The organism is Kitasatospora sp. NPDC057518, from assembly GCF_042802075.1.
Lineage (GTDB): Bacteria > Actinomycetota > Actinomycetes > Streptomycetales > Streptomycetaceae > Kitasatospora.
Genome location: NZ_JBHVEU010000244.1, coordinates 1 through 13,607, shown reverse-complemented (window position 1 = coordinate 13,607; position 13,607 = coordinate 1). Strand labels below are relative to the sequence as shown.

At 75.6% G+C, this 13,607-nt stretch carries 10 protein-coding genes and 1 pseudogene; 8 read left to right on the top strand and 3 right to left on the bottom strand.

Annotated features, from left to right (window positions below; translation table 11 throughout):
- The 5 genes and pseudogenes from ACFU7Z_RS23930 to ACFU7Z_RS23910 all read left to right on the top strand — a co-directional run.
- A pseudogene (locus ACFU7Z_RS23930) lies at positions 1-328 on the top strand (hypothetical protein); the annotation flags it as partial.
- A 375-nt stretch (positions 329-703) separates the two neighbouring features.
- Positions 704-1,606: a segregation and condensation protein A gene (locus ACFU7Z_RS23925; protein WP_380779501.1), complete on the top strand. Its 903-nt coding sequence runs from the start codon at positions 704-706 to the stop codon at positions 1,604-1,606.
- Positions 1,603-2,442: an SMC-Scp complex subunit ScpB gene (gene scpB, locus ACFU7Z_RS23920; RefSeq protein WP_380779499.1), complete on the top strand. Its 840-nt coding sequence runs from the start codon at positions 1,603-1,605 to the stop codon at positions 2,440-2,442. Before ACFU7Z_RS23925 ends, scpB begins: the two co-directional genes overlap by 4 nt.
- A 62-nt stretch (positions 2,443-2,504) precedes the next feature.
- A complete protein-coding gene (locus ACFU7Z_RS23915) occupies positions 2,505-3,875 on the top strand; it encodes a pseudouridine synthase (RefSeq protein ID WP_380779496.1) in 1,371 nt (456 codons plus the stop codon).
- Positions 3,876-4,210: 335 nt separating this feature from the next.
- Positions 4,211-5,218 (top strand): helix-turn-helix domain-containing protein, encoded by a 1,008-nt coding sequence (locus ACFU7Z_RS23910; RefSeq protein ID WP_049659479.1) that lies wholly within the window; start codon positions 4,211-4,213, stop codon positions 5,216-5,218.
- 18 nt (positions 5,219-5,236) lie between these two features.
- Here ACFU7Z_RS23910 and ACFU7Z_RS23905 read toward each other — a convergent pair whose 3' ends face one another.
- The 3 genes from ACFU7Z_RS23905 to ACFU7Z_RS23895 are packed head-to-tail and all read right to left on the bottom strand — an operon-like array spanning position 5,237 to position 9,473.
- A complete protein-coding gene (locus tag ACFU7Z_RS23905) occupies positions 5,237-5,599 on the bottom strand; it encodes a DUF952 domain-containing protein (RefSeq protein WP_049659481.1) in 363 nt (120 codons plus the stop codon).
- A 55-nt stretch (positions 5,600-5,654) separates the two neighbouring features.
- Positions 5,655-7,220 (bottom strand): mucoidy inhibitor MuiA family protein, encoded by a 1,566-nt coding sequence (locus ACFU7Z_RS23900; protein ID WP_380779494.1) that lies wholly within the window; start codon positions 7,218-7,220, stop codon positions 5,655-5,657.
- 3 nt (positions 7,221-7,223) lie between these two features.
- Complete coding sequence (locus tag ACFU7Z_RS23895; protein WP_380779492.1) at positions 7,224-9,473, bottom strand: mucoidy inhibitor MuiA family protein; 2,250 nt, start codon at positions 9,471-9,473, stop codon at positions 7,224-7,226.
- A 336-nt stretch (positions 9,474-9,809) separates the two neighbouring features.
- Here ACFU7Z_RS23895 and ACFU7Z_RS23890 point away from each other — a divergent pair, with 336 nt between their 5' ends.
- The 3 genes from ACFU7Z_RS23890 to der all read left to right on the top strand — a co-directional run bounded on the left by ACFU7Z_RS23890 (position 9,810) and on the right by der (position 13,531).
- Complete coding sequence (locus ACFU7Z_RS23890) at positions 9,810-10,895, top strand: prephenate dehydrogenase (RefSeq protein WP_049658411.1); 1,086 nt, start codon at positions 9,810-9,812, stop codon at positions 10,893-10,895.
- Positions 10,896-11,131: 236 nt separating this feature from the next.
- Positions 11,132-11,845: a (d)CMP kinase gene (cmk, locus tag ACFU7Z_RS23885; RefSeq protein WP_049658412.1), complete on the top strand. Its 714-nt coding sequence runs from the start codon at positions 11,132-11,134 to the stop codon at positions 11,843-11,845.
- 231 nt (positions 11,846-12,076) lie between these two features.
- Positions 12,077-13,531, top strand: coding sequence for a ribosome biogenesis GTPase Der (gene der / locus ACFU7Z_RS23880; RefSeq protein ID WP_049658414.1), 1,455 nt, complete (start codon positions 12,077-12,079; stop codon positions 13,529-13,531).
- Positions 13,532-13,607: the final 76 nt, after the last annotated feature.

Here is a 13,607-nt window from a genome sequence, read left to right as displayed (position 1 = left end):
GGTCCAGGGCGGCCGGAGTGCCGCCCCGGCGGCCCGCACCCACCAGGGCGCCGCCGAGGAGCCGTCCGGTGCCGCCGGCCGTGCCCGGCCGCGCGGCCGCGCGCCGCGCCGGCCCAGCGGGCGCGAGCGGCACGACGAGAAGATCACGGTGTACGTGTCCGCCGAGGAGCTCATGGACCTGGAGCACGCCCGGCTGGTGCTGCGCGGCGAGCACGGCCTGGCCGTGGACCGCGGGCGGATCGTCCGGGAGGCCATCGCGGTCGTCCTGGCGGACCTGGAGCAGCGGGGCGAGGCCTCGATCCTGGTGCGGCGGCTGCGCGGCCGGTAGGCGGCGCGGAAGGGCGGCCGGCGGTTGCGCCGGGCGTCGAGGGGGGCCGCGGGCCCGGCGTGGGGAGGCCGCCGGAGCCGTGTCGGGCGCCGCAGGGCGCCGCAAGGGCGGCAGGAGGCCCGCGGGACGCGGGCCGGAGGGCCGGCGACGTCCCGGGTGCCGGAGGGCCGTGTCGGGCGCCGCAGGGGCGTTCCCGGGGCCCGGGGGGACCCACCGTGGCCTGTTCGACGGGACGGGTGCGTGCGGAGGGGCTCGTACGGGCCGGTGAGCGCTGGCGGAGCGCCGGGCGGGCGCCGGTCCGGGGCGCGGATGGCACGGCGTGTCGGTCGGCCCCGGGGCCGGACCGGAGGCGGGGACGGGTGAAGATGGACCGTCATGCCCAGAACCGCCGGACCAGCCGCCACCGTCACCGCCAGCACCACCGCCGAGAGCGCGACCGAGAACGAGTCGCGGGGCGGCTTCCGGGTACGGCTGGACAACTTCGAAGGCCCCTTCGACCTGCTGCTCAGCCTGATCGCCAAGCACCGGATGGACGTCACCGAGGTGGCGCTGGCCACCGTGACCGACGAGTTCATGGCGCACATCCGGGCGATGGGCCCGGACTGGGACCTGGACGCGGCGACCGAGTTCCTGGTGGTGGCCGCCACCCTGCTCGACCTCAAGGCCGCCCGGCTGCTCCCGGTGGCGGAGGTCGAGGACGAGGCCGACCTGGCCCTGCTGGAGGCCCGTGACCTGCTGTTCGCGCGGCTGCTCCAGTACCGGGCGTACAAGCGGGCGGCGGCGCTGTTCGGCGAACGCTGGGCGGCCGAGCTGCTGCGGCGGCCCCGGACCGCCGCCCTGGAGCCCCGGCACGCGGAGCTGCTGCCGGAGGTCGTCCTCGGCATCGGGCCGCGGCGGCTGGCCGAGCTGGCGGCCAAGGCGATGGAGCCCAGGCCCGCGCCGGTCGTGTACGTGGACCACATCCACACCCCGCCGGTGAGCGTGCGGGAGCAGGCCTCCCTGGTGGTGGGGCTGCTCACCGAGCTGGGCGAGGCCTCGTTCCGGCGGCTGGTGGAGGACGCGCCGGACGACCTGGTGGTGGTCGCCCGCTTCCTGGCGCTGCTGGAGCTGTACCGGGAGCGGGTGCTCGCCTTCGAGCAGCCGGAGGCGCTCGGCGAGCTGCTGGTGCGCTGGGTGGCCGAGGAGGGGCTGAGCGCGGTCGAGGTGACGGACGAGTTCGACCGGCCGGCCGGTGAGGCCGGTGGAGACGGCGGGGTCGAGGAGGGTCGGCGGCGATGAGCGGACGGGACGAGGGTGGCCGGCCGGTGCGGCGCCCGCTGGGGATGCCGGGGCGGCCGAGGGCCGAGGAGTGGCTGGAGCCGGCCTTCAGGCTGCTGCCGGACCCGGTGGAGCCCGCGGGGCCGGTCGGGCCGGTGGAGCCGGCCGGGGCGGTCGTCGTGCACCAGAAGTCGGCCCCGCCGGCCTCCGGTGCCGAGGGGCCCGACGACGCCGGGCTGCGGGCCGACCTGGAGGCCGTGCTGATGGTCGTCGACGAGCCGGTGGCGGAGGAGCGGCTGGCCGGGGTGCTGGAGCGGCCCCGGGCCGAGGTGGCGGCCGCGCTGCGCGAGCTGTCCGCCGAGTACACGGCCCAGGGCCGCGGTTTCGACCTGCGGCTGGTCGCGGGCGGCTGGCGGTTCTACAGCCGGGACACCTGTTCCGCGGCCGTCGACCGCTTCCTCCTGGACGGCCGGCAGGCCCGGCTCAGCCAGGCCGCACTGGAGACCCTGGCGGTGATCGCCTACCGGCAGCCGGTGTCCAGATCCCGGGTTTCCGCCGTCCGTGGTGTGAACTGTGACGGCGTGATGCGTACCCTGGTACAGCGAGGACTGGTGGAAGAGGCCGGATCCGAGCCCGAAACAGGTGCGATCCTGTATCGGACGACGAACTACTTCCTGGAACGGATGGGGCTCCGCGGCCTGGACGAGCTGCCGGAGCTCGCTCCCTTCCTGCCCGAGGTCGACGACGTGGAAGCGGAGTCCCTGGAGGGCACGATGATCGCGGAGGCGGTCGCCGCCGCTGCCGCGCAGGCCGCGGACGGCAGTGGCGAGGCCGGTCGGGCCGGGCCCGATCGGTAGGGGGCGGTGAGGTCGGCCGAAACGACCGCACATCCCAGACGGAACGACGTACGGACACTTTGATGCGTAGCAGTGGCAACGGCAGGAACAGCAGCGGCGGCGGTAGCGGTCGCGGCGGACAGGGCGGGGGCCGGGGCGGCGGCTCCTCCTACGGCAGCGGCAGCAGTGGCGGCGGTAGCCGCGGCGGCTCGGGCTCGCGCGGGGGTTCGTACGGCGGCAGCGGTGGCGGCTCCTCCTACGGCGGCGGCCGTGGCGGTTCGGGCTCGGGTTCGAGCGCGGGTTCGCGCGGCGGCTCGTACGGCGGCGGCAGCGGTGGCGGCTCCTCGTACGGGGGCGGCCGTGGCGGTTCGGGCTCGGGTTCGAGCGCGGGTTCGCGCGGCGGCTCGTTCGGCCGTGACGACCGGCGCGACGACCGCCGTCGGGACGACCGCCGTGACGACCGCCGCTACCCGGACCGCCCGCTGCGGCCCGAGGAGCGCCGGTACGACCGCCCCGAGTACGGCGGCGGCCCCAACGCCACCCCGGCCCGCGGCGGCTACGCCGGCCGGCGCCCCAGCCCGGCCCCGCGCCCGCGCCGTGAGGGCCAGGGCGCCCCGGGCGACCCGCGCCGTCAGCCGCAGCGCTCGCGCGAGCTGCAGGCCAAGATCGAGGACGCCGTCCTCGCCCGGCACGACAAGCCGGCCGTCAAGCTGCCCAAGACCTTCGGCGAGCCCGAGGGCGAGCGCCTCCAGAAGGTGCTGGCCCGGGCCGGCATCGGCAGCCGGCGCGCCTGCGAGGAGCTGATCGAGCAGGGTCGGGTCGAGGTCAACGGCAAGCGCGTCACCGAGCAGGGCAAGCGGGTCGACCCGCAGAACGACGAGATCAAGGTGGACGGCCTGACCGTCGCCACCCAGTCGTACCTGTTCTTCGCGCTGAACAAGCCGGCCGGCGTGGTCTCCACCATGGAGGACCCGGACGGCCGCCAGTGCCTGGGCGACTACGTGACCAACCGGGAGACCCGGCTGTTCCACGTCGGCCGCCTGGACACCGAGACCGAGGGCATCATCCTGCTCACCAACCACGGTGAGCTGGCCCACCGCCTCACCCACCCGCGCTACGGCGTGACCAAGACCTACCTGGCCGCGATCCAGGGCCCGATCCCGCGCGACCTGGGCAAGCGGCTGGCCCAGGGCGTGGAGCTGGAGGACGGCTACGCGCGCGCCGACAGCTTCAAGGTCATCTCCAACATCGGCAAGAACTACATGGTCGAGGTGACCCTGCACGAGGGCCGCAAGCACATCGTCCGCCGGATGCTGGCCGAGGCCGGCTTCCCGGTCGAGAAGCTGGTGCGCACCCACTTCGGCCCGATCGCCCTGGGCGACCAGAAGTCGGGCTGGCTGCGCCGCCTGACCAACCCGGAGGTCGGCCAGCTGATGCGCGAGGTCGGCCTGTAGGCCCCGTCCGCTCCACCGGAGCCCCCGGTCGCACGTGCTGCGGCCGGGGGCTCCGGCGTTCCCGCGGCGGGGTCGGGTCGGCGTGCGGGCGTCCGTGCGCGGACGCCCGGTGCGGATGTGCTGTGGGGATGTCCGGGGGCGGATGTCCACGTTTCGGACGGGTCGTGTGAGCCGGGACGCAACCGCTGGTCACGGCCTTGTCAGCGCCATGATCCGTGGCCGAGGATGGCCACCGGAGCGCCGCCCCGCCCGGTGGCGGGACTGCGCCAGCACGGGGTGCGCGGGTCGGGGCGGGAGCGGCCGACGGAAACGGGCGAGCAGGGGGAGAGGGCGTCGTGTCCGATGCAGCACTGGGGCGGGCCGGCGGACAGGCCCTCGGCGCGCTGGGACTGGCGGAGCCGGACGGGCAGGTCTACGCGGCCCTGGTGGCCAGCCCGCAGTCCACGGCGGAGGAGCTGGCGGAGAGCTGCGGGCTGACGTTCCAGCAGAGCGTGCGGGCCCTGGACCGGTTGGCGCAGCAGGGCATGGCCACCCGGGCGCCGGTGGACCGGCACCGCTACCTGCCCGTCCCCCCGGACGTCGCGATCGGCACCCTGATCGGCCACCGGGAGTCGGAGCTGCGCTACGCCCGGGCCGAGATGCACCGGCTGATGGACGCCTTCCGGGAGGCCTCGCGGTACACCGACCCGGCGCACTCGGTGGAGGTGCTGACCGGCGGCGAGGCGATCGCCCAGCGGCTGGAGCACATCACCGAGACCAGCCAGTACCAGGTGCGCGGCTTCGACCGCCCGCCGTACATCCAGGACCCGGTGGCGCCGTTGACCCTGCAGCGGCGGCGGCTGCGCGAGGGCGTGAAGTTCCGGACGGTCTACGACCGGGAGGCGGTGGCCTGGCCGGGGCGGCTGGAGAAGAACATCCTGGTCGGCGTCGAGGACGGCGAGGAGGCGCGGGTCCGGCCGACGCTGCCGATGAAGATGATCATCTCTGACGACCGGATGGCGATCATCCCGATCAGCGTCGGCGACAGCGTGCTGGACGCCGCGTACGTGATCCACCCCTCGGCACTGCTCCAGGCGCTGGACACGCTGTTCGAGGCGGAGTGGGAGCGGGCCGTCCGCCTGCAGGCGGCCGTCGGCACCGAGGACGCCGGGTCGGAGCCGGAGACCGACCACCGCAAGCTGCTGGGCCTGCTGGCGGCCGGGCTCACCGACGAGTCGATCGCCCGGTCGCTCGGCTGGAGCGCCCGGACCACCCAGCGCCGCCTCCAGAGCCTGATGCGCTCGCTGGGCGCCACCACCCGCTTCCAGGCCGGGATGGCGGCCCGGGAGCGGGGGTGGCTGTAGCGGGGACAGGAGGCTCCGTCAGCTCCAGGGGCTGAGCGAGGCCCAGCGGCCGTCCGGGCCGCGCTCGACCTTCTCCAGGCCGACCACGGCGGTGCGGTTCAGCCGCCCGTAGATGTGCGGGAACAGCACGCCCGGAGTGGCACCCGGCGGCGGGGCGCCGTGCGGGGCCTCCCACTTCACCATCGGCTCCACCAGCGACTCCTCGATCAGCAGCGCCATCAGCGGGTCGGGGGTGTCGGAGAAGAAGGCGTTGGCCACCGCGAGCGCCGTCCGCTCGTCCGCCGAGCAGTGGATGAACCCGTCGGTGAGCAGCGACGCGGTGGCGTACGGGCGGCCGGGGTCGGACAGCCAGTCGTCCAGGGGGGCGAGGTGGAGGATCATGGTTCCTTTTCTACCCGTTGTCTCCGGATTGGTCCTGGGGTGCCGCCCGCGGCGGTCAGAGCCCGGCCACCTTGGCGGAGGCGGACACCTCGTACACCAGGGTGAGGGTGCGCCGGGCGCCGGGGGCGAGCGGGACGTCCCAGCGGACGATGCCCTCGGCGTCGAAGGAGTCCGGCGCCGGGGAGCACTCCTCCTTGCGCAGCCGCACCTCGACCGCCGACACCTCGGAGACCGGCACCCGCTCGCGCACCGTGACGACCCGCTCGTCGCGCTCCTCCGGGCCGGAGAAGCGGGACAGGTGCAGCCGGACCGTCCGGGTGGTGGTCTGGCGGCCGGTGAGGCCGGCGGTGGCCTGGCGCTCCTCGCTCTCCCGGACCACCCGGTAGCCGTCCGAACTGCCGAAGGACAGCTCGGCCTCGGCGCCGGCGGCGGTGAAGCGCAGCTCGCCGCGGCCGGTGAAGCCGCTGCCGCGGACCAGCTCGACCGGGCCGGACAGCAGCGGGTGCCCGGCCGCGTTGCGGAACCGGACCACCTGGGTGACCAGCGGGGACAGCTCCGGGGCGCAGGCGTACTCGCTGCCCGCCGGGCCGGTGAAGGCGCCCAGCGGCACCCGGTGCGCGCGGCCGTCGGAGGGCACGGTCGCGGGGGCGGGGGCGGGCAGCACCCGGACCTCGCCGCCGTCGTCCACGCCCGGCACCCGGGAGGCCGGGCCCAGGACGGCGACCGCCTCCTCGCGCAGCTCGACCTCGACCGTGCGGCGCTCCTCGTCGGTGCGCTCGCGCAGCACCAGGACGTCCTCGGCGACCGCGGGCGGGGCGGTGGCGAGGGCGGAGCGGGCGGTGGAGAAGGTGAGCCGGGCGTTCGTCCAGTCCTCGCCGGTGCGCTGCCAGACCACCGCCTCCGACTCCAGGCGCAGCTCGCCGCCGTCCAGGGTCGCCCGGTAGGAGGGCCGCCACAGCGCGCAGGGCACCAGGTGGGAGACGGTCAGCTCGGCGGGGCCGGGCCGCGCCGCCTCGACGGTGAGCTCCAGGTGGGCGGTCAGCTCGGCCGGGTCCTCCTCGGCCTCGTCCAGGGCGGTCAGGGCCTGCGAGCGCTCCTCCTCCAGGCGGCGCAGCCGGGAGTGGGTGGCGCGCAGCTCCTCGCCGTAGCGCTCGCGCTCGGCGTCCACCCGGTCGAGCTCCCGGGCCCAGCGGTTGGGTTCGAGCTCGCCGAGGCCGGCCGCCTCGCCGATCTCGCGCAGCAGGTCCGCGGAGAGCTGGGCGAGCAGGGCCAGCCGGGCCTCCAGCCGGGCCCGGGCCTGGTCGGCCAGCCGGCTCTCGGCGTCCAGCCGGTGCAGCCGGTGGCGCAGGTCGGAGTCCTCCGGGCCGGGCGGCAGCGGGGCGCGCGGGGCCCAGCCGCGCACCAGCCGGGACTCCAGCACCCGGACGCCGTCGGTGCCGGACTCGACGCGCAGGGTGCGGTCGACGGCGAGGGCGGTGAGCGGGCCGAGGCGCAGCCGCTGCACGCCCGCGGCGAGCGCGACCGTCGTGCCGCGCTCGACCTGGCCGCGGTCCTCCAGGCAGGTCACGGCGGTGACGGGGAGGGGAAGGGTGACGGGGAGGGGACGGGTCTCGACGGTCATCGCTCAGTTCCTCCGGTTTCCGCCGACGATGGCCTTTCCGGCCGGGATCTTGATCAGGTAGCCGCCGTCCAGTTCGGTGCGTCCGCCCGGCGGCAGGTCGACCCGCCAGAGCCGGGTGCTGGGCGGGCAGTCCGGCGTGGAGACGGTCGGGGCGTGCCAGTCGGCCCGCTCCTCGATCCGGATCTCGGCGTCGGAGCCGACCGGCACCCGCTCGCGGACCTCCACCGTGACGGCGCGTCCGAGCCGGTTGGCCAGCTGGACGTGCACCCGGTGGTCGAGGACGGTGCTGTTGCCCTTCAGCATGCCGGTGGTGGACTCGTGCAGCTCGGTGCGGCGCGCCACCTCGATGCTCTCGGCGACACCGATGCCCAGCCGACGGGTGCCGCCGGGGGCCAGCGTGGGCAGGGCGGCGGTGAGCAGGAACTCGTCGTCCACGGTGACCTCGGCCGGGCCGGCCAGGACGGCCTGGTCGGTGCGGTTGGCGAGCACCAGGGTCGCGTACACCTTCTCCTCGACGGCGGGGACGGTGACGTACTCGGGGCGGACGGCGAGCGGGATCTCACCGACGGTGACGGTGTGCCAGGTGCCGTCGGACGGGATGTCGGCGGGGGCGGCGGCGTCGAAGCGGTGGTCGAAGGAGCCGGCCGACTCGCGGGGCGGGACGGCGTGCCGGGGGAGGGCGAGGGTGCGGAGCTGCGCGGTGCCGCTGCCGCCGGGTGCTGTCCAGGCGGGCTCCTCGTACTCGAACCGCTCGAACTGTGCGGGCCGTGTGATGTGGCCGGTCCGTTCGGGGCGGGGGTGCAGGGTGCCGCGCCGGGCGGCGGGCTCCTCGGGGCCGGCCAGGACGAGGTCGGGGTAGTCGAGCAGGGTGGCGTCCGGGGCGAGGCCGGGTGGCGGCGGGGCGGCGTGGCCGACGCGGCGGCGGACCTCCCCGGGCGGGAAGCCGCCCGGGCCCTGCGGCGGCGGCGCGGCGGCGGCGACCGGGTAAGGGGTGGGCGGCGGGGCGCCGTAGCCGGCGAAGCCGCCGGGGGCGATCGGGGCGCCCGGCTCGATCGGGGCACCGGGTGGCGCGGGCATCGGCTGGTCGGCGTTCAGCAGGCCGCCTCCGCCGTACGGGACGGTGGGGGCGAACTGCTCCTCGGCCGCGAAGGCCTCGGCCCGGGAGCCGCCCGGACGGACGCCGCCGAGGCGGGCGGAGCGGGGCGCCACGGCGGCCGACACCGCGATCGGGGTCTCGCGTCGCGGGGCGGGTCGGTCGGCGCCGGCCGCGTCGTAGCCGGTGAAGAGGTCGGCCAGGCCGGCCGGGGGCTCGCGCCAGCCGGAGGGCGGCGGGGCGGGTTGGCTGCGGCCGATCCGCAGCGAGGCGAGCCGGGGCAGGTCGGTGCGGCGGTCGAGGTCGGCGGTGGACAGGGCGAGGCGCACGCCCGTCCAGTCCTCGCCGGTGCGCTGGGCGACGGCGGCGCGCAGGACCAGGTGGGCCGTGTCGGCGCCGGTCCGGTAGGACAGCCGGTAGGCCGGGACCCAGCGGGCGGCGGGGACGCCGTACTCCAGTTCCAGTTCCATGGTCTGGTCCTGGTCCTGGTCCTGGTTGTGGCCCTGGTCGGGGTGGGTGCTCGTGGTGGTGAGGGTGAGCAGGACGGTGCTGCTGGTGCCGACCGGTTCGGTCCGGTCGGCGGTGGACGCCCGCTCCAGCCGGTCGGCGGCCAGGTCGCGCTCGTGGTCGGCGAGTTCCAGCTGCCGGGTGAGCTCCTCGGCGCGCTCCTGGAGCCGGGCCAGCCGCTCCTCGACGAAGTCGGCGAGCTCCAGCCAGGCGTCGGCGGGCGTGCGGCGCAGCGGTTCGTCGCGTCGGCGCTGCGGGGGGACGGCGCGCAGCGCGGCGGTCTCCGCGACCGAGGCCTGGACCAGCCGCAGGCGCTCGGCGAGCGCGCTGCGGCGCTCGTTGGCCTCGTCCAAGTCCCGCTTCAGTTCCGGGAGTTCGTTCGGTTCACGGAGTTCGGCGAGCAGCTCCAGCCGGGCCTCGGTGACGGCGGCGCCGGCCGGTCCGGCGAGCACCCGGGCGCGCAGCGAACGGCCGTCCAGGGCGGCGGGCAGGCCGGTCAGCCGCAGCCGTCCGCCGGGCGGGACCGGGACGGTCGCCCGCCGGCGGCACACCGCGCCCTCGGCGTACACGACGACGGAGTCCAGGACCGACGGGTGGGCCGGTACGGCCGGCGGTTTCGACTGCCCGCTCCGGCCGCTGTGCTGATCGTCCATGCGCAACCCCTTCGTTCGCGTGTCGCCCGCCGCGTGGCGCTCGTCGTGCCGTCCTGCTGTTCCCGCGGTGCTCGCCCGTGCCTTCCCTTTTCCCGGGCGGCCAGTCTGCCCGGCTTCGGGGCGGACGTCGCAGGATTTCCGGGTGCGGCGCGTGCACTGTGTGGGACGGGGGCGGGCGCGTGGCGGTTGCCGGTGCCGGAAGCTGCCGGGGCCGCCCCCGTGGTTGCCGGGTGGCGGGTGGGGACTTGGGCGGGGCGGATGAGGGAGGATGGGGCGCGGGTGCTCCCGGACGGTTCCGGCACCTGTCGAGAATCGTGATGAGGAGAGCGACCCGCCATGCGCACTGCCGTCGTCGTCGGCACCGGACTGATCGGCACCTCCGCCGCGCTCGCCCTGACCGCTCGCGGGCTGACCGTCCACCTGGAGGACGCCGACCCGGACGCGGCCCGCACCGCCGAGTCGCTCGGCGCGGGCATCACCGACCCGGTCGACGGCCCGGTGGACCTGGCGATCATCGCCGTGCCGCCCGCGCTGGTCGGCAAGGTGCTCGCCGACTGCCAGCGCCGCAACCTGGCCCACTGGTACACCGACGTCGCCAGCGTGAAGGCCGGCCCGGGCAGCGAGGTCGCCGAGCTCGGCTGCGACACCGTCCACTACATCGGTAGTCACCCGATGGCCGGCCGCGAGCGCTCCGGCCCGCTGGCCGCCCGCGCCGACATCTTCGAGGGCCGCCCCTGGGTGCTCACCCCGACCGCGGACACCGACACCGAGACGCTCAACGCCGCGCTGGAGCTGGTCGCGCTCTGCGGCGCGGTGCCGATCGTGATGGACGCCGCCGAGCACGACCGGGCGGTCGCCCTGGTCTCGCACGCCCCGCAGCTGGTCTCCTCGCTGGTCGCGGCCCGCCTGGAGAACGCCGACGAGACCGCCATAAGGCTCTCCGGCCAGGGCGTGCGCGACGTCACCAGGATCGCCGCCTCCAACCCCGGCATGTGGGTCGACATCCTCTCCGCCAACGCCGGCGCGGTCGCCGACGTGCTGGAGGGGGTCGCCCGCGACCTCGGCGAGACCGTCACCGCGCTGCGCGCCATGCAGGCCGACGAGGAGGGCGAGCGGCGGGTGGGCGCGGCCGGGATCGAGGCGGTCATGCGGCGCGGCAACACCGGCCAGGCCCGCATCCCCGGCAAGCACGGCGCGCCGCCCACCCGCTACGAGACCCTGGCGGTCGTGCTGGGCGACCAGCCGGGCGAGCTGGGCCGGCTGTTCGGGGAGGTCGGCGAGGCCGGGGTCAACATCGAGGACGTCGTCATCGAGCACTCGACCGGGCAGCAGGTCGGCTTCGTCCAGCTGTCGGTGGCGCCGACGGCGGTGAAGCGGCTGACCAAGGCGCTGCGGGCGAGCGGCTGGAGCGTACGGGACTGAGGGTGGGGCGTGCGGGGCTGAGGTGCGGGGCCGGTCCGGGCAGGCCGGAGGGGCCTGGGGTCGGGCCTGGTTTCGGGCTTGGTCTCGGGCTTGGTCTCGGGCCTGGTCCCGGGCCCGGAGGTCGGCCGACCGGCGGCGGAGCGGGTCACGGCGGCGGTCCATTAACCTTGAGGGAGACATCCCCGGCCGTCCGCCTGCCCAGGCTCCGGCTCCCATGCTCAGAGAGAGGTTCGCCCGTGGACACTGCCGACCGAGCGCACGCCCCGGTCGTCGTCGCCATCGACGGACCCTCCGGCTCCGGCAAGTCGACCGTCTCGCGGGCGGTCGCCGCCCGGCTGGGCCTGAGCTTCCTGGACACCGGCGCCATGTACCGGGCGATGACCTGGTGGATGCTGGTCAACGAGGTCGACGTCGAGGACCCGGAGGCGGTGGCCGTCGCGTGCGGCAAGCCCGTCATCGTGTCGGGGACGGACGCCGACGGCCCCACCATCACGGTGGACGGCCAGGACGTGTCCGGCCCGATCCGCGGCCCCGAGGTGACGGCCAAGGTCAGCGCCGTGTCCGCGGTGCCGGCCGTACGGTCCCGGCTGGTGGACTTGCAGCGCGGCTGCGCCGAGGTCGCCGAGCGCGGCATCGTCGCCGAGGGCCGGGACATGGGGACCGTGGTGTTCCCGCAGGCCACCGTCAAGGTCTTCCTGACCGCCTCCGTGGAGGCCCGGGCCGCGCGCCGGGCGGCCGAGCTGCGGGCCAAGGGCGTGGACGAGGCGACCATCACCGCGATGGCCGCCGACCTCGCGCGCCGCGACGCCGCCGACTCCTCGCGGGAGACGGCCCCGCTGGCCCAGGCCGCGGACGCGGTGCTGGTGGACACCAGCGAGCTCACCCTGGAGCAGGTGATCGACCGGATCGCCGGGCTGGTGGAGGAGCGGGCCGGGCTGTCGTCGGTCTGACCGACCGATCGGCCGATGGTCCGACCGACTGATCGGCTGATCGGCCGACCGGACATCGGACCGGCGCTGATCGACCGGGTACCGGAGCGGCCGTGGAGGCCGGTCCGACCCACTGAACGAACCGCGGGCCGTCGAGGCGCCGCGGCGGAAACCATCGCGCTGCCCCGAGCGGGGCAGGTACGCACGGCACGCCCCTGGGAAGGGCCGGGCCGGGAAACGGAACAGACGAACATGACCGCAGAGCACGACACCGCCGATCACGGCGGGCTGGACGCCGCCGACTACGCCGAGTTCATGGCCCTCGCGGCCGAGGAGGGCATCGACCTCGACGGCTTCGACGCCGAGGACGGCGGCGCGCACGTCCGGCTGCCGGTGCTGGCCGTGGTCGGCCGCCCGAACGTCGGCAAGTCGACCCTGGTGAACCGCATCATCGGCCGCCGCGAGGCCGTCGTCGAGGACAAGCCGGGCGTCACCCGCGACCGGGTCACGTACGAGGCCAGCTGGAACGGCCGCCGCTTCAAGGTGGTCGACACCGGCGGCTGGGAGATCGACGTCCTCGGCATCGACGCCATGGTGGCCGCCCAGGCCGAGCTCGGCATCGAGCAGGCCGACGCGGTGCTGTTCGTGGTGGACGCCAAGGTCGGCGCCACCGACACCGACGAGGCCCTGATCAAGATCATCCGCCGGGCCGGCAAGCCGACCGTCCTGTGCGCCAACAAGGTCGACGGCCCCTCCACCGAGGCCGAGGCCGCCTACCTGTGGTCGCTGGGCCTGGGCGAGCCGTACCCGGTCTCCGCCCTGCACGGCCGCGGCTCCGGCGACCTGCTGGACGCCGTCATGGACGCGCTGCCCGAGGCCCCGCCGCAGACCTTCGGCGACGCCGCCCCCGGCGGCCCGCGCCGCATCGCGCTGATCGGCCGGCCCAACGTCGGCAAGTCCAGCCTGCTGAACAAGGTCGCCGGCGAGGAGCGGGTCGTCGTCAACGAGCTGGCCGGCACCACCCGCGACCCGGTCGACGAGATGATCGACCTCGGCGGCAAGACCTGGAAGTTCGTGGACACCGCCGGTATCCGCCGCCGGGTCCACCTGACCGCCGGCGCCGACTTCTACGCCTCGCTGCGCACCTCCTCCGCGCTGGAGAAGGCCGAGGTCGCGGTCGTCCTGATCGACGCCAGCGAGACCCTCGCCGAGCAGGACACCCGGATCATCTCGATGGCCGTCGAGGCCGGGCGCGCCGTCGTCGTCGCCTACAACAAGTGGGACCAGCTCGACGAGGAGCGCCGCTACTACCTGGAGCGCGAGATCGAGCGCGACCTCGTCCAGGTGCAGTGGGCCCCGCGGGTCAACGTCTCGGCCAAGACCGGCCGGCACATGGAGAAGCTCGTCCCGGCGATCGAGACCGCGCTGGAGGGCTGGGAGACCCGCATCCCGACCGCGCGCCTGAACGCCTTCCTCGGCGAGCTGGTCGCCGCCCACCCGCACCCGATCCGCGGCGGCAAGCAGCCGCGTGTCCTGTTCGGCACCCAGGCGGGCACCCGTCCGCCGCGCTTCGTGCTGTTCGCCTCGGGCTTCCTGGAGGCCGGCTACCGGCGCTTCATCGAGCGCCGGCTGCGCGAGGAGTTCGGGTTCGTCGGGACGCCGATCTCGATCTCGGTGCGGGTCCGGGAGAAGCGCAAGAAGAAGTAGTAGGAGCAGCAGCAGTCGGTAGGACCGGTCGGTCCGCCGACCGACGGCCGGAGGGCCTCGCCACGGTGGTGGCGGC